Genomic DNA, 17558 nt, shown 5'->3' with positions numbered 1-17558 from the left:
AACAAACTTTCTTCTTTGAGTCGAATCTTTGCTTACCGATTGATCAAATTGACGCAGGTAGTCTAAATATGCTGATTGGACCCCGCATATCTTAATCGTTTTGCTCATCCTAACTCTCCCAAAAACGAAAGGTAGCGAAAAATCGCTACCTTCGACATACTTTTTTCGTTCCTCACTTATACGGTAGAGGATCTCCGGCTTTTTTCGTTCCTCACTTATACGGTAGAGGATCTCCGGCTTTTTTCGTTCCTCACTTATACGGTAGAGGATCTCCGGCTTTTTATGGAAAACACTTCATTTTCTCATTTATTATTGTAAGAAGGGTTTAAAAATCTGTCAAGCAATGATCCCCAAAAAATCACCTTCCACGGTGTTTTTCCTTTGCTTTTTTTCGCTTGATTTCTCTCTTATATTCCTTGAGTGCTTCCCGTCTGTCTCTGCGCAGAATTTGTTTTTCTTTTTTTCTTTTCTCATACTCTAACTGAAGTGCCGCTTGGGCGAACGTCGACACTCCATTCGCTTTCATTTCGCGGGCTGCCTGCCGTGCTAATCGTTTCGGGTTCATTTTTCTAGGTTGACGGTTTTCAACAGATAGCTGTTCCGACACCCCGTTCATGAAGTCCAATAATTTTGTGTTGACAAATGCAAATACTTCCTGGTCTTTTGGCTCGGAGCCAAACAAATACTTGCCCGCTCTCAGCTTTCCGTTAACGACTTCTTCAACAACACCTACCCAAAATTGACCATCATAAAAAACAGTCAATTTCACTTTTTATTCCCCCTCTAAAAAATGATTGGAACGATGGACATCCCGAGGGGGGAAGGTTACTGACATTGATAAAAAGTTACCAATGCGTCTGGACTACCAACCAGACCGTGTTTTTACGTTCCATCTTTCATCATACAACAAGTTTCATGCGATTTCACTATCCCGTCCGTCAACTCAAGGATCACAATCCGGATCTGTATTTCACGGTCTATGACATCGCTTTATTTCATCGGACACGCATCACCGGCTCCTATTTCTCAACCTGTTAGAGTCAAAGGAATTGTTGAAAAGCGGCAAGCCCGACCCGATCAAGTCTGTCGTTGAGCAAACCGCTACCCGCATTCGCTAAAATGAAAAAATATCCCCTGGAGCGCCGAAAGGAGTTTGATCGGTGCCAGGGGATAAGATCCGCGACTTGTTCCCAGAAGTCGTCCAGATTGCATCATGCTGCTTCCGCATATTCGGCGGCGCTCGTCCCGGGCGGGCGGCACGTTCCGGAACTCCGTAGAGCTCAAGCCGCCGCGCTTAGCGCCTGATCGGCATCAGTGCCGGTTGTTCCGGAACGGACAACGCTCAGCATTTCAGCCTTTGGGAGGGAAAATCCCTTCCAAAGCGATAATAAAATTAATCGCCACGTACGGCTGCATATTGTTGTGCGGCTTGCCGCCTCCCGCGGCGGCGATCGCCTGCGCCCCCATCTTCTCCGTCCCGGCCGCGGAGTACACGCGGATGGCGGCTTTGCCTCCCGGCGAGTTGGCCCAGATCATTCCCCCCGGGTTTGTCTGGTCCGCGGTCGATTGACAGCCGGCGGTATGGATGTGTGCCGGAATTTGCGATGTCGACAACGTCACCGCCGCTTCCCCGCCTTTCTCCCCCAAGGCCCGCGGCGTCAGTCCGTTTCCATGTCCAAAGTGCATCGGTACGCAGCCTCGCATGTCGGGCAGATGAAAATAATTTTTTCCGTCGCCTCCATACGTCGTTCCAATGACGGCGAACAGCGCCTGATTGGACAGCACTGCCAATTGCTGTCCATGGCAAAACGCCCATCCTACCGGCGCATACTTCCCGGCAAACAGTCGAATTTCTCCCACATATGAATCCATAGCCGATTCCTCCGATCAGTTCCTTGGCGGCCAGATGCCTTGCAGCGCAATGCAATACTGGACCACTGTATACGGCTGCATGTTGGCATGCGGCTGGCTGTTGCCGGAAGCGCTCAATGCCGCCTGATTCATCGTCACGTTCGCCGTCGGGTGGTACGCGGTCACCGAGCCGGGCGTCGTCGCCCACACGTTGCCGGCGGCAACGTTGGTCGTAGCTTCCGCTCCCGCCATCACTTCATGCGTATGAGGCGGCATTTCGTCGATCGTTAACACGTGGGTCTCTTCGCCGCCCGTACTGCCGTGCTGGATCGCGTCGCTCGGTGCGACCGGTACTTTGCCTTGCAAATTCGGCAGGGCGAACGTCCTGACCCCGTCACCGCCGAATGTCGTTCCTAATAAAGAGTATAAAGCCGGGTTTTGAGATATCTGCAAAAGCTGCCCGTTGCACTGCGCCCAGCCTCGCGGCGCAAATTTGAACGAAAACATGCGAATCTCGCCAAGAAACGGCTCCGCCAACGCGTTCTCCTCCTATCGTATCGATCGTTTAGTTTTGGCTCGGATATATGCCTTGCAGCGCAATGATGAACGAGACGGCAAAATACGGCATGACGTTGTTGTGCGCCATATTACCGCCGGTTATCCCGATTGCGGAACTGCCCATCATGCCGTTCGCAGCCGTATTCGAGTACAAATTGACCGGACCGGCCGCCCAGTAGTTGTTGGCCGCGGTGGACGACGTGCCGGCCTCGCTCTGCGCGTTCACGGCATGAGTATGTTTCGGAAGCTGGTCATAGACGAGCGTAACCGTCTCCGTCCCTCCCTTCTGCCCGAGCGGGTACACGGTGCCGGTCTCGGTGTTCTTCCCCGTGTGAACGGGCACGCGTCCTTGCAAGTCAGGCAAGGCGAACGTCGTCTGACCGTCGCCGCCGTATGTCGTTCCGATCAGTGAAAACAGCGCTTCGTTCTGGCTGATCGAAAGCAGTTGCCCATTGCACATCGCCCAGCCTTCGGGGGCATAATTGCCGGCAAACATCCGAATTTCGCCCAAATATTGGTCGCTCATACGTGTTTCTCCTCTCGCTCCGATGACTCGGCCGTTTTGGATATCGAAAATGCCGCTTCATACACATAACCGTTCTCATCTTGCCCGACAGGCACAAGCATCCAAAATGCGGAGCCGACGGACGGATGCTCCACCCCATACAAGCCTTGCGGCAAAAAACAGTCGGCCGCTCCGCTGAACAGGAGCGAAAATTGCTCGTACGGGCCGGCGGCGCCTTTATCGATCACCTTCACCAGCCGGAGGGAATGCGCCTCCTTCCCCTCCGGCCGCACGAGAAACGAATCGCCGATCCGTTCGCGCGCTGTCGTGTAACACCATTGCTTGCTCATCACCAGCTATCCACTCCATCCACGTATAAGGAACCGATTGTCCGATCGGGCGAAACCCGAGCCGCTCGTACAGCCGCCTCGCCCGATTGGCAGCGTCTACGCTGAGCACGACGGATTTGCCCGCCTTGGCGGCTTTCTGCTGCAGTGAAGCGATCAGACGGCTGCCGATTCCTTGATTCCGGTAAGCTTCCAGTAACGCCACACCCACAATCCGTATCGAGCTCTCGCCCTCTTCGACGATCAAATGCCCGACAGGCGCTTCGTTCCAGACGATCACGCTGTGTTCCGCCGCCGCGGCCTGCATCGCGTAGGAGCGACGCCGCAGTTCGTACTGCATGCGGAGAAACGCCTCCCGCTCGCTTTCCTCCCATCCCCAGGCAGACAGCTCCGCCGAACGCGATTCGGCATAAATGCGGTACAACAGTTCGTCGTGCTCGGGAGCAGCCTCGACGATTTCCAGCACGGACATCCCCCGCTTCTTCCCTTCCAGGAATCAAATTAACCCGGACTTCTGCAGCAGTCTTCGCACGAGCGCCGCAACTTCCGCCCGCGATATCGAATCGCCGGGCGCGATCCGGTCGCCATCCCGGCCGGATACGATGCCCGCCTTAAGCCCCGCCGCCATGCCGGATCTTGCCCATTCCGACACGTCGGCCGCATCCGCGAACGAAGCGAGCGTCTTCTCCGCATCCGCCGGCGAAACGTCCGCCGTCAGACCGGTAAGCGCCATCGCTTTGGCGATGATAACCATCGCCTGTTCGCGGGTGATCCGCTCCATCGGACGGAACGTGCCATCCTCGTAGCCTTCCAGCAGGCCGTATTCGTAGGCCGTCCGGACGACTCTGGCGTACCAGTCGCCGCTCTTGATATCGGCAAACGGAACTGTTCCGTCTTCCGGCGCCAGCCCCAGTCCTCTGACCATGATGGCGGCAAATTCCGCGCGCGTAATCGGCAGATCGGGCGCGAAGCTCTCGCTGCCGACCCCGTCGATCACCATCCGGGAGCCCATGTCGTTGACCGCTTCCTCGGCCCAATGGCCCGCCACGTCGCGGAACGCACGCGGATGCCAGACGACCGTGTAGATGCTGTTCGTCAGGCTGTTGATTGTGGCGTAATACTTGCCGTCGTTGGCGACGATTCGGGTCGGTACATGGCGAACCGTTCCGTCCGGTTCCACGACAACGCCGGTCGTAATTTTGCCGGGATCGACGCCTCCGGGGATGGCGATCGTCCGTTCCACATATGCGTTGAAGCGCGCCACCTCGACCGTCTTGTCGCCGTACGTCGCCGTCACGGTGAATTCGAGCGGCGGAGTGACGATTGCGAACGGTTCGTTCGCGCCCAGGCTCTGGAGGATGCCGGACAGATCGGCAGCCGGCTCGGCAATTTCGATCCGAATTTTGATCTCTTCCGGCTTCACATTGCCGCCAAGCAGCTGGGCAACGGAATCGATGCGGATCTGCTCGGCGGGCAGCGTATACGTCGCTTGCTCCGTTTTGATCTCGACGACGGCCTGATTCCGCTCCATGCTCTTGACGAGCTGCCCGCTCAATTCGCCGGCGACGACGTCGGCTTGCGATTGAACCAGGATGGTAATGACGGCGCGCTCGCCCTCCGCCGCCAGCTTCTCCTCCAGCCTGGCCGGATCGACCGTCACCGTGACATGCGTCCGCCCGGCCTCTACCGTCGTCCTGGACGTGCCGACGCGCTCCGCCCTGCCGTTCACGAGCACCTCCACACCGGTTTCCCCATCCGAAGGCGCGGCCGGAGTCGAAGTTCCCGCCGGAGGATTCGAAATTCCGGTCGGAGGCGGCAGCGTCGGCTCATCGTCCTCTTCGGTGGCCGGTTCTTCGGTGGCCGGTTCTTCCGGCTCTTCGGTGGTCGGCTCTTCGGTGACCGGCGCTTCCGGTTCTTCGGTGGCCGGCGCTTCCGGCGTAACCGGGTTGGACGCGGCCGATGCCGCTCCCGGCCCGATCGCGTTCACCGCCTGGACCGTAAACGTATAGGTCGTGCCGTTCGCCAGTCCCGTTACCGTAATCGGACTGCCCGACCCTTCGGCCGTTATGCCGCCCGGGCTGGCCGTGACGATATAGCCGGTGATCGGGCTGCCCCCGTCGCTGGCCGGCGTCTCGAAGCGGACGGTCGCCTGCCCGTCGCCGGCCGTCGCCGTTACGCCGGTCGGCGCCGACGGAACGGTGCGCGGCGTCGCGCTCACCTCGTTGGAAGCGGCGCTGTCGACTCCGGCATTCGTCGCTTTGACGACGAAGTAGTACGTCGTGCCATTGGTCAACCCCGTCACTTCCTGGCTGTACACCGTTCCGCTGACCGTCATCAATTCCGCGCCGTAAGCGCCGGAAGCCGTTCGCATGAACAGCTTGTAGCCCGTAGAACCGGTCACGGGACTCCACGTTAATGTGACCCGGGCGTCTCCCGCCACAGGCGGCTGCAGCATCGGCGCTCCCGGTGTCGGAACTTGCGGCGTCGCGCTCGCCTCGTTGGAGGCCGGACTTATGCCGCCCGGATTGACCGCTTTGACGACGAAGAAATACGTGGTGCCGTTCGTCAAGCCGGTGGCATCGTACACCGTATCGGTCACGTTGGCGATTGCCATCCCGTAGTCTGTGGAAGCGGTCCGCATATAAAGCGAGTAGCTGACCGCGCCGTACACCGGGCTCCACTCGATTCGGACATGCCCATCGCCGGGTGTGGCCGTTTCGATGACCGGAGCCCCAGGCGATGGCCACGGAAGCGATACGGCCGAGCTTAGGATCGTCGGCAATCCCGCTGCTTCGAAGGCGATGCGTGCTCCCGCCAGCGCCGCGGAGTTGGCCGCACCCAAATCGCTAAACGCCACCACCCCGGCTTGAGCCTTCCGGGACGTCGTCCCCGTCAAGCTCCACGTACCCGAGTCCTCCTTGGCAGCGGTGACGACCGTCGAATCGTCATGGACGCTGACGTTGCCGAATGCGTCCACGAGCGTCACGACCGGCTGCTGGGCAAACGCCCCTCCGTTGGTGGCCGGGGACGCAATATCCGCGGTCAGCTTCATCGAAGCGGCCGGCCCCGCCACGGGAGCGATGTCGACAGTGTCCGTGGACGTGACGCCGGCGACGCCGAACGTGATCGACTGCGCATCCGCTTTGTTCAATCGCAGATCGACCGTCGCCTTGCCGGCGGTGAACACAACGGTCACTGTCTTCGCCCCGCCGGTCAATGGCGTCCCGTCGATCGCCCCGTAGCTGTGATCCGGCGCCTCTTCATAGCCGGAGACGGTCACGTCGTGCTCGCCGGAAAACGCGCTTACGGTACTCCCCAGCGCGTCCTTAACCGTCAGTGTGACGGTATTGCTCGCCCCCGTCTCGGGCGCGGACAAGGCGGCGACAGCTACGACCGACTCCGCTCCCGCATCCACGAGGACGCCCATCGTATCGCCCACGTTGTGCAGTTCGGGCATGATGCCGTTCCCTGTCGAATCGGTCATCGACCCGCCGGACAGTTCGATTTCACCGCCCACTTCGATGCCGTCCGCGTCCGTATCGCCCGATTTCACGACGTATTCGAATTTGATCTCGTTCGTACCCGTTCCGGATACGTATACCGCTTTGACCGAAGCCGTGCCGATCGTAAGCGGCAATGCGGGCGTTCCGCCGTCCGTCTGAACCACGACATTTTCGCTGAAATGAACCGTGAACGTCAGCGGTTGTCCAAGCGTGTATATGCCGACGGCAGGCACGCTTACGCTGGTTACTTGCGGTTGAACCGCATCCACGCGCACGCCCTCTGTGTTAGCGACGTTGTTTAGCGTGAGCACGGCCGCGTTGCCCGCGGCATCGGCGATGCCGGCTCCTCCCGGCAAACTCAATGCCGTTACGGCAATTCCGTCGGCATCTAAATCTCCGGTGGCGACCGTGTAGCGAAATTTCAGCTCGCTGCCGCTCACAGACTCTATATATACGGCCGACCGGGACGCTTCCCCGATCATCAGGTCAAGCGTCGGCACGCCCGTAACCGTGACCGGTTCGTTCATCGCAACGACAAACTCGAGCGCTTGCCCCGCCATGTAGGTCGCATTCAGCGGAACCGTTACGCTTGTTACATTCGGCGCAGCCGTATCGACCTTGATCCCGCTCGTATCCACGCTGTTGAAAGTCAAATTCAGATCGTTGCCTGCGGCATCCCGAATCGTTGCGCCATTCGTCTCAATGGAGGAAGCAAGAGCTATGCCGTCGGCGTCTTCATCACCGGAAACGACGGTGTAGGCGAAATTCAGTTTCGTAGCCGTACTTCCCGACGGCGTATATTCGGCATATTTGTCGGCGGAGCCGATCGTCAGTCCGATCCGCGGGATACCGCCGGCCGTGTTCACCTCAACCGGTTCATCGGTATTCACCGCAAACGTCAGAACGGCTGCCGCCTTGTAGCTGCCGGCCGTCGGCACATCGACCGACCCGATCCTCGGCGCCGTCGTGTCGATGACGATCGCCTTGTTCGCCCCGAGCGATCCTGCCGCTCCCGGCTCGGCAAGCGTCAACACGGCCGCGTTGCCCGCCGAATCTTTGATCGTGCCGCCATTCAAGACCAAAGCGTTGGCCGATGTGTAATCCAGATCGGTCGACGAATCCCCGGCCTGGACCGTGTACTCGAACGTAAGCTTTGTGCCGTCTATGCTCTTAAAGTCGGCCGTCCGGTCGTTTTCGCCCGTCTCCAGCGTCAGCTGGGGCGTTCCCGTCACGATAACCGGTTCGCTGAACATCACTTCGATCGGGATCAATGTTCCGGCTTTGTACGTGCCGTCCGCGTGAGGCGACGTGACGCCAGCGACAGTCGGCGCCACCGCATCGACCTTCACCTCGCTCGTGTCCCCTACCCCGTTCAGCGTCAAGTCGGCATCCTTGGAACCGCTTTTAATCGAGCCTCCGTTCAAGGTCAATGCATTGACCGCTATGCCGTCTTCATCCAGATCGCCCTCCGCCACGGTATAACGGAACAACAGATCGGTCGAATCCGCACCGGAGACGTAATTGGCGCTGACCGTTTTGCTTCCGATCGTCAGGCTGAGTTGCGGCGTGCCGCCAACCGTGACCGGCTGGTCGAACTTCACCGTAAAATCCAGCGATTCGCCGGCCACATACGTATCGTCAGGCGGAACGGCAACCGAAGTAACGGCCGGATTGGCGACGACCGTCACGTTGATGGTCCGCGTAGCCGTGGCGAACCCGTCGCTGACTTCGATCTGGAAGCTGTCGGAGCCCGAATAACCGGATGCCGGTTGGTAAGTAATGATTCCGCCGGGCGCGATATCCGCGCCGCCGGAGGAAGACGTGGCTTCGGTAATCATTAACGTTCCATGGTCTGGCGCGTCTTTCTCCGTCCAGGTCAACGTTTGTCCAAAATCGGGGTCGCTGACATGCAGGAGACTTTTCACATCTGTAGCAGCATCATCTTTGGACACAGTTAACTCTGTATTCGAGCCAACAAAGACGGGCGGATGATTGATCCGCAACGTTGCGTAATTGGACGTTTTGGAATCCAGGCCGGTGACGATGACACGGTACCTGTATTCGTGCATATCCTCCGTTGCGCCCGTAATAGACAACGTAGAGGTTGTCGCGCCGCTATACGGACCGCTGTCGTTGATATTCTCATAACCGCTGCTCGTATTGACTTGCCACTGATACGTCAAGGGAGGCTTCCCCGTGGCCGTGACCTGGAAGGTTGCAGAGCCTCCCACATTGGCGACAGCGTCGGTCGGATGGGTGGTAATCTCGGTGGGCTCGTTCGCCGGGTCTATGACTGTTACCGCTCCAGGACCAACCGCCTCGAACTTGACATGGCCGGTAGCGCCGGAATCGTAACTGGTCATGACCAGATAGTAACTCGTTCCCGCGGTTAACGGCACATTAACCATAGAAGACAGAAAGTCAGGCACATTACCATCAACTTGTTCCGCATCCTGGTCATCGTTGCCGGCATATAGATTGGCCAGCGGCTGCGTTTTGTCGAAGCTGCCTTCGTACAAGAACAGCGTCGTATCATCCAAAACGGTTCCTTCCTCTAAGACCGTAATATTGTAATTACCGGAGACAGAGGGAATCAATTTTCGGACAAAATAGTTTCGTATGTAGCTCGGGTCACCCGGACTGCTTTGATCCGGCTTGCACACTTCAGTAAGCGGTTGATTAACGACTTCTATTGCCATTCCTTTCCAAACAGCAGTCTCCAAATCGCCGCCGGAGCAAGCAGTATTGATATGGTAAAACCAGGTCGCATTGAAATACCAGTTTGCATGATAATCACTGACTTCAAATGCGACATCTCCGGGCATTTTCGGCCGAACGAACGTTTGATCATTATTCAGATCTCCTTCGAACGGTGTTGCCACGGGATCGGCGTACGCCGTTGCCGAAAAATAAGCCGAAAAGGCTACGACCAGTCCGATGCACAATGCCCAAACATATGCAACGGCTTTATTGCTAGCTGGTCCAACTCTCATTCCCTCAATCTCCCCGTTTGGAATTTTTGACTACGGCCTTGCTTCCTTTCTTCTTTTATAGCTTCCAGTCATCAAAAAACTACTGAACAGCTATCCGACTTTTACCTTATGTATCCTTACATTGCGAATCAATGGACCAAAAGCCCCGGTTCTAGTATCCTATATGGAAGTATTCCTTGTCTATACCCGTCGCAAAAAAATGTAACCGCATTCGGTCTGGCGCCAGTTGGGCGTATCGGGCAAGCGCCGCACATGATCTTTCCCGTTCGGGAGCAAAATCTGCAGAAATCTTGAATGAGATCATGTGCCTTAACGGAAGAAAAACCTTGCCTGCGGCAAGGTCCTTTAGCGTGCAAATCCATATTTTGCTGCGACAGGGATTGCTCTGCCGGCAGCCCTCAAATTCCGTGTAAGTGTTCGAACTCTGCGCCAGCGCTGCCCCTCCCCAGGCACACTCAGGCACATGAGGCGACAATCCTGCAAAAAATTTAGGCTTAATACATCGTTAATTTTTCCTTTTAAAACATGAGCATATATCAAAACTTCCTGCTTCTCCTCCATTTAGGTAGGGTTCTTCATCAAGTCTGTCATAACCAAATACTGGGCAAATATAACACTTGGCATTATCCACCCCAACTTGCCAATTGAACTTAAATAAGGGATTTAACTATATTGGAGTAACGCAATCGGATTAGTCCCAGAAGTGAAAAACTATTTCTCCAACAGTTTTAGGTTTCCAATAAAAAATCTGTCTTAATTCTGATTTATTTAATCTATTTTCATTAAGCACGGAATGTGTCTTTTCTTCGAGCCTTAAGCATTCGTTAAGTTCTATTCCTTGAGAAACTCCAATCTTTTTTTGCAAATTCAATCTGTGTTAATGAATGTTGCTTTCGTATGTACTTTAGTCTTTTTTCCTAAAGAATCCATCAACACCCAGCACCTTAGGTACATATGAAAAGGTCCCGATGAATGATTCATCGGGACTGTCGTATCAATGTTCAATCTTGTTGTATCTTCCCAATAGTTTTGTTTCCAACTTTATTTCCAAATAAGTTTCCGACTTATTTACCGAGGTTTCCAAAATTTTTACCTGGTTTCCGGAATGAATACATCCGGACATTAACCCGAACATCCCCAACTCGTTTACTCCACCGTCACGCTCTTCGCCAAGTTCCGCGGCTTGTCGACATCATTGCCGCGGGCCAGCGAGGCGTAGTAGGACAGCAACTGCAACGGGATGATCGACAGCGCCGGCATCAGCAGCGGCAGCGTCTCCGGGATGGCGAACGTCTGGTCGACAGTCTTGGCCAGCTCGTTGTCGCCTTCGGTATGCAGGCCGATCACATAAGCGCCGCGGGCGGTCACTTCCTTGATGTTGCTGACCGTCTTCTCGAACAGATCCGGCTGAGTCGCCAAGGCGATGACCGGAATGCCTTCCTCGATCAGCGCGAGCGTGCCGTGCTTCAGCTCGCCGGCAGCATACGCCTCGGAATGGATGTAAGAAATTTCCTTAAGCTTCAGCGAGCCTTCCAGCGCAATCGCGTAGTCGAGGCCGCGGCCGATGAAGAACAGATTGTCGTGCTTGGCTACCTGCTCGGCTACCTGCTTGACGGTCTCGGCTTGGGCGAGCAGCGCCTCCACCTTGCCAGGCAGCTGCTGCATAGCGGCGATCAGTTCGGCGATGTAAGCTTCCTCCTGCGTTTCCAGCGTCTGGGCCAAGTACAGGCCGAGCAGATAGAACGCGATGAGCTGGGACGTGTACGCCTTCGTCGAAGCGACGGCGATTTCCGGCCCGGCCCAGGTGAAGATCACATCGTCCGCTTCGCGGGCAACCGAGCTGCCGACGACGTTCGTGATCGCCAGCACGCGGGCGCCGCAACGGCGGGCTTCGCGCAGCGCCGCGAGCGTGTCGGCCGTCTCGCCCGACTGGCTAACGACGATGACGAGCGTCTCCGGCGTAATGATCGGCGAGCGGTAGCGGTATTCGGAAGCGACATCCGTCTCGACCGGAATGCGAGCCAGATGCTCGATGACCGTCTTGCCGACAAGACCGGCGTGATAAGCCGTGCCGCAGGCGACGATGTGAATATTGCGGATGCCGCGAATCTGCTCCGGCGTCATCTTCACTTCGTTCAGGATCACCTTGCGGCCCGATTCGTCGATCCGGCTGCTCATCGTATCGCGGTAGGCTTTAGGCTGCTCGTGAATTTCTTTCAGCATAAAGTGATCGAATCCGGCTTTTTCCGCCGTCGTGATGTCCCAATCGACATGAAATGTTTCCCGGGAAATAAAATTCCCCTCGATCGTCATCAATTCGACACCGTCTTTCGTCAAAAGCGCCATTTCTCCGTCATTCAAAATATACACATTGCGCGTATATTCGAGGATTGCCGGAATATCGGAGCCGATGAAGTTCTCGCCTTCTCCGACGCCGATGATGAGCGGGCTTTGCAGACGCACGGCGACCAGCTTCTCCGGCTCGTACTCCGTCAGCACGCCCAGGGCGAATGCGCCCTTCATGCGCTTCACCGCCTGCTGCACCGCCTTGACGATATCCCCGTCATAGAGGCTGGCGATCAGATGGGAGATGACCTCGGTATCCGTCTCCGAGACGAATACGTGCCCCTGCGCCTGAAGCTCCTCCTTGAGAGCGATATAGTTCTCGATAATTCCGTTATGCACCACGGAAAACTTCTGCGAGTTGTCCGTATGGGGATGCGAGTTGATGTCGGACGGCTTGCCGTGAGTCGCCCAGCGCGTATGGCCGATGCCGATGCCGCCGCTCAGCGGAGCTTGCTGCAGCTGCGATTCCAGAATCGCGAGCCGTCCCTTCGACTTGCGGATCTGCAGTCCCCCTTCCGTAAACACCGCAATGCCGGCGGAATCGTATCCGCGGTATTCCAGCTTCTTCAGCCCTTCGATCAACACTTCCTGGGAATTCCGCTTCCCTACGTACCCAACGATACCGCACATATGTGAATAACCTCCCGATAATGGCAATAGTCATAAACAGGCAGATTCAAATAAGAGTCCCTTCCGGACTCGCTGCTGCCCTGCTCATATCATGCGGCTGCCTGCCTATCCAATCCCGGACGGCTGCTGCCGCGATCCTGCCGAATCCTTGTCCGCCAGGTCGCCCCGACGTTTTGCCCTTCGGCTTAACGGTATGGATCGATACCGGAAGGTCCCCGCCGAAAACTTCGAACACCTTCACCTCGTCAGCTTGCGCGTACCCGCATGCAGCTCTCGTCTGTGCCGTCAACGATATTGTACGAAAATGCCGCTTCCGCTAAAGCGAATGGCGGAACCCGTCATTTTCAAGACCGATACACAGCGATGACTTCATCCGAAATACGAACAAGCTCTGGCGCTTGTGCTTCCTTCTGCCTGCTATCCTCCTTTCTCGTCTGGACTAGACACATACCCATCTTATGCATTTTTCAAATGAAGTGCAACCCAAAATTTTTCAAACCGTTTACATGATGGGGCCGCTGTATAAAAAATCCCCGTCACGCCATAAGCGATCAGGGATTTGTAAATATCATATGAATCTTGCAAGAGGCCCGTTCTCAACGTTACACCAATTCGCGTTCGATGACTTCGGCAATTTGGCGCACATAGCTTTCGACCTGATCCTTGTCCGGGCCTTCGGCCATGACGCGGATGAGCGATTCCGTGCCGGAAGGACGCACCAGCACCCGGCCGTTGTCGCCGAGCTCGGCTTCCACCTTGCGGATGATCTCCTCGACAGGTCCGTTGTTGTTCAGCTTCGACTTGTCGGCGACCCGCACATTGACCAAGGTTTGCGGATATTTGCGCATAATTTGCTTGAGCTCGCTGAGCGGCCGTCCCGACTTGACCATCGTATCGACCAGCTGAATCGCCGTGAGCATCCCGTCGCCTGTCGTATTGTAGTCGAGGAAAATAACGTGGCCGGACTGCTCCCCGCCCAGATTGAATCCGCCGCGGCGCATCTCCTCCATCACATAGCGGTCGCCTACCGCAGTCTTGGCCGCCTTCATGCCGAGCGCTTCGATGCCCTTGAAGAAGCCGATATTGCTCATCACGGTCGTCACGATCGTCTGCCCGTTAAGCCGGCCTTCCTGGTTCAGCGCATGCCCCAGAATGCTCAGGATGAAATCCCCGTCGACTTCGGCTCCTGTCTCGTCGACGGCAATCAGCCGGTCTGCATCGCCGTCGAACGCCAGGCCGATGTGAGCGCCCCGCTCAACGACGAGCTGCTGCAGCTTCTCCGGGTGCGTCGATCCGCACGCCTCGTTAATGTTGCGTCCGTCCGGCTCCGCTCCGATGGCGATCACCTCGGCGCCCAGCGCCCTGAACAATGCCGGAGCAAGCTCATAGGCGGCCCCGTTGGCGCAGTCCAGCGCAATGCGCAGGCCTTGGAAAGACGACTTCACCGTCGAGCGCAAATAGTCCATGTAATCAAATTTGGCCTGCTCGTTATCCATTACCGTGCCGATATCTCCGCCGACCGGACGTGGCAGCTCATCCATATCCGCATCCATCAGCCGTTCGATTTCCAGCTCCGTCTCGTCGGACAGCTTGAAGCCGTCCGCTCCGAAAAACTTAATGCCGTTATCCTCCACCGGATTATGGCTGGCAGAGATCATCACGCCGGCATCGGCCTTGAGCGTGCGCGTCAAATAAGCGACTCCCGGAGTGCTGACGACGCCGAGGCGAATGACATTGGCGCCGATCGACAACAGACCCGCTACCAATGCCGCCTCCAGCATCGGTCCGGACACCCGCGTATCGCGGCCGATGACGACAACCGGCTTCTCCGCCTGTCCTGCCAGCACATAGCCTCCGCAGCGGCCGATCTTGTACGCCAGCTCCGGCGTCAAGCCTTCATTCGCTACCCCGCGGACCCCATCCGTTCCAAAATATTTCCCCATAACTTCCCTTCTCCACTCCTCAGGTACTTGATCTGGCAGGCGCAGCCTGTCGGCGCAAACCTATGCCTATTATCGTCGAAAAGGGCGGGCCGGTCAAACGGGGCGGCGGACCTACCGCTAACCTTCCGCTTCCGAAGTAGGCGGATCGGCCGGGTGCTCGGGCGCGTCTGTGCCCCCCGGGTCCGCGCCGGTTCCCCCCTCGCCCGCGTCAGCATCCCCTGTAACCGGGATATCCGGCCCGCCTACGGCGTTATCGGCATCGCCGGCTGCTCCGCCGGCATCCCCGCCGCTGTCGCCCGCTGCCGGCGTATCCGCCGCATCGCCCGGCGGCGCTGCCGAAGGCTCCTCCGCAGGAGGAGAGCTGGCCGGCTCTTCCGCCGGCGGGGCAGGCGTCTGCTGCCCCTGCTTGGCGCTAATTTCCACCGTGACAGTATATTCCTGCTGCGGCGCTTTTTTGACAAATGTCGGCAAATTCCACGCGACCTTCAGGCTATGCCGTCCCGGCGGCAAATTGCTGACGTCCAGAATCGCCTGCAAATCTTGCGCCTTCAGCTTGCCCACAATGGTCGGCGCACCCTCGACGACCACATTCAGCCGGGACGACGGCGAAACTACCTGCGTGTTAAACCCGTCGTTCTGCCCGATGATGGAGATCGGTACCCCCTCAATCGTGCGCGAGACTGAGGGTACGATCGTGACCGATATCGTCACTTGATCCGGCTCCAACTGCATCTCTTTGCTGTGCGCGGGAATGTCCAGCGTCAGCTCGCTGTTCTCCTTCATCTGCGACAAATCCACCTGCGGCCCTTCATAGAATTCGAGCGGGTCGAGCACATTCTGAGGGCCGAACACCGTCACCTTATCCGGATTTTGCCGCAGCGACTCGACCGCAAATCCTGGCGGCGGCTCGCCCAGCAGCTTCAGCTGCAGCGGAACGAGCTTGAACGGGCTCGTCACCGGCACCTCGACATCGACTACCGCCGGACTAATCTCCGCCATCTCCAGCGGCTTGCCTTTCTTGTCATAAGCGACGAGCCGCGCTTTATTCGATACCGCTGCGGTCGCATTCGCCACGCTGACCTCCGCGCTCACCGTCTCGACCGCATCGTACAGCTTGCTTGGCACGGTAACTGTCACGCGGTTCGGCTTGACGACCGGCTGACCGGCCTTCAGCCCTTCGGCGGGAGTGCCCGTCACCTTGACATTCACCGGCATCGACTTGTTTTTCTTCTCGTCCAGGACGACGCGAACCGTCGAAGGCGTAATTTTCACCGTAACCCCGGAAGGAAATCCTACAGGCGTCAGCACCTGGATGTGCTCGCCTTTGCCGAGCGCGGTCAAATCCGCCTCCACGCTGTAATTGCCCGAATTCATGGCCTTCTTGATGCTCGAATTGCGGCCGGTCAAAATGACCGATACTTGCGCCGGCTCGATGGATTCGATATACAGCTGCTCCGTATTGTACCGCGGCGTAACGGCCACGTTAGAGATGATCGTCTCCCCGTTCAGTCCGCTCGTGCCGGAACCGGGAACCGACCGGTCCTCCATATGTACGACCAGCCACAGCAAAATGCCGATAACCAGAGCGACGACCTTGACGACATTCGTGTTGCGCAGCCATTGGTCCATCTATCGCTTCCTCCATTTCCAAATGGAGTTCTTTTCCTTGTTCTTGGATTTCGGCGTCAGCTCCTCGATCAGCTTGGCGAGCAGCACATCGTCCTTAATATCCCGCAAAATATGCCCGTTCATCGCAATCGACACTTGTCCGGTCTCCTCGGATACGATCACGCAGACGGCATCCGACACCTCGCTCAGGCCGATCGCGGCCCGGTGCCGCGTCCCCAGCTCCTTGCTGATGAACGGGTTCTCCGACAGCGGCAAATAGCAGCCGGCCGCCATGAGCTGAGCTTTTCGCATAATGACCGCGCCGTCATGCAGCGGCGTATTCGGGATGAATATATTGATCAGCAGTTCCGAGCTGATACGCGATTCGATCGCAATGCCGGATTCGATGTAATCGCTTAGCCCCGTCTCCCGCTCGAAGACGATCAGCGCGCCGATTTTGCGCCGGGACAAATAATTAATCGCTTTAAGCACCTCGTTGATCCGCACGCTGATCTCGTGATCCTGCTCCGCCGTCGAACGGCTGAACAGCTTGCCGCGGCCCAGCTGCTCCAACGCGCGCCGCAGCTCAGGCTGGAAGATGATCGCGACCCCCACAAGACCGAAGGTGAACATCTGGTTCATCATCCACTGCAGCGTGCTGAGCTTGAACCAGGAGCTGAGCGCCCAGGCGACGACCACCACGAAAATGCCTTTTAACAGCTGAATGGCCCTTGTGCCGCGCACGATCAGAATGAGCTTGTAAATTACATAACTGACAATTCCTATATCAATAATGTCACGGATGCTGATGTCGGCTATCCATTCCATGGTGATGCCCCCAATGACCGCTTGCACGGCAGTCGCGCTTTTGTCTCTTTGTTATTGTAACCCCTTCATTAAATCATACCATATTTAAAATAAAAAACCCTCCCTTTTCTCACCTGGATCAGGAAGGATTCGTAAAAAATAGTTCTTACGAACTCAACTTTCGCAGCATGAAATCGGCAAACAAGCCTTGATGTAGCTGGGCAAAGCAGCAATCCATTGCTGGAGTTGACGTTGAATCAGAGTCGAAAGCTTTTTTCCTGCTTTCGTTGCGATTTCGTTGATCAGATCGAGCAGTTGCTGCAAGGCGATCACCCAGTCCAACGTGCCAACTTCGTCGCACAACACATAAAACAAGCCGCCGAACGAGCGAGCATCCGTACTTTGCCGGTGCTGCCATGCCAGCAGAATATAGCGGGAAAACACAATGGTCGTATGGCTAATCAGCA

General features: G+C 56.9%; 12 protein-coding genes and 1 pseudogene. All 13 read right to left on the bottom strand.

The window, feature by feature from the left end:
- Positions 1–358: 358 nt before the first annotated feature.
- On the bottom strand, positions 359–769 hold the full coding sequence (locus tag F591_RS0124710) for a YjdF family protein (RefSeq protein ID WP_019537275.1): 411 nt from the start codon (positions 767–769) through the stop codon (positions 359–361).
- A 581-nt stretch (positions 770–1350) separates the two neighbouring features.
- Positions 1351–1872, bottom strand: coding sequence for a phage tail protein (locus F591_RS0124705; protein ID WP_019537274.1), 522 nt, complete (start codon positions 1870–1872; stop codon positions 1351–1353).
- 15 nt (positions 1873–1887) lie between these two features.
- Positions 1888–2388, bottom strand: coding sequence for a phage tail protein (locus tag F591_RS0124700; RefSeq protein ID WP_019537273.1), 501 nt, complete (start codon positions 2386–2388; stop codon positions 1888–1890).
- Positions 2389–2416: 28 nt separating this feature from the next.
- Positions 2417–2935, bottom strand: coding sequence for a phage tail protein (locus F591_RS0124695; RefSeq protein WP_019537272.1), 519 nt, complete (start codon positions 2933–2935; stop codon positions 2417–2419).
- The gene (locus tag F591_RS29030) at positions 2932–3264 is read right to left on the bottom strand and encodes a DUF6916 family protein (protein WP_425414375.1); all 333 of its coding nucleotides are present in this window, start codon (positions 3262–3264) and stop codon (positions 2932–2934) included. Before F591_RS29030 ends, F591_RS0124695 begins: the two co-directional genes overlap by 4 nt.
- Positions 3152–3733 carry a GNAT family N-acetyltransferase gene (locus F591_RS29025; protein WP_019537270.1) on the bottom strand — a complete coding sequence of 194 codons (582 nt, stop codon included), beginning with the start codon at positions 3731–3733 and terminating at the stop codon, positions 3152–3154. The genes F591_RS29030 and F591_RS29025 overlap by 113 nt, the downstream gene beginning before the upstream one ends.
- A 24-nt stretch (positions 3734–3757) precedes the next feature.
- The gene (locus tag F591_RS29805) at positions 3758–9304 is read right to left on the bottom strand and encodes an S-layer homology domain-containing protein (protein WP_019537269.1); all 5547 of its coding nucleotides are present in this window, start codon (positions 9302–9304) and stop codon (positions 3758–3760) included.
- 149 nt (positions 9305–9453) lie between these two features.
- Positions 9454–9615: a hypothetical protein gene (locus tag F591_RS32150; RefSeq protein ID WP_019537268.1), complete on the bottom strand. Its 162-nt coding sequence runs from the start codon at positions 9613–9615 to the stop codon at positions 9454–9456.
- 1288 nt (positions 9616–10903) lie between these two features.
- On the bottom strand, positions 10904–12733 hold the full coding sequence (glmS, locus tag F591_RS0124665) for a glutamine--fructose-6-phosphate transaminase (isomerizing) (RefSeq protein ID WP_019537267.1): 1830 nt from the start codon (positions 12731–12733) through the stop codon (positions 10904–10906).
- 602 nt (positions 12734–13335) lie between these two features.
- A complete protein-coding gene (gene glmM / locus F591_RS0124660) occupies positions 13336–14676 on the bottom strand; it encodes a phosphoglucosamine mutase (RefSeq protein ID WP_019537266.1) in 1341 nt (446 codons plus the stop codon).
- Between the two features lie 117 nt (positions 14677–14793).
- Positions 14794–16305, bottom strand: a complete 1512-nt coding sequence (locus F591_RS0124655) for a CdaR family protein (protein WP_019537265.1) — start codon at positions 16303–16305, stop codon at positions 14794–14796.
- On the bottom strand, positions 16306–17112 hold the full coding sequence (cdaA, locus tag F591_RS0124650; protein WP_026326878.1) for a diadenylate cyclase CdaA: 807 nt from the start codon (positions 17110–17112) through the stop codon (positions 16306–16308). It abuts the gene before it with no gap.
- Positions 17113–17265: 153 nt separating this feature from the next.
- Positions 17266–17558, bottom strand: a pseudogene (locus F591_RS29005) (IS4 family transposase); the annotation flags it as partial.

It is taken from the genome of Paenibacillus ginsengihumi DSM 21568, from assembly GCF_000380965.1.
GTDB classification, from domain to species: domain Bacteria; phylum Bacillota; class Bacilli; order Paenibacillales; family NBRC-103111; genus Paenibacillus_G; species Paenibacillus_G ginsengihumi.
The sequence above is the reverse complement of the archived record's forward strand: the minus strand, read 5'-3'. Positions and strand labels throughout refer to the sequence as shown.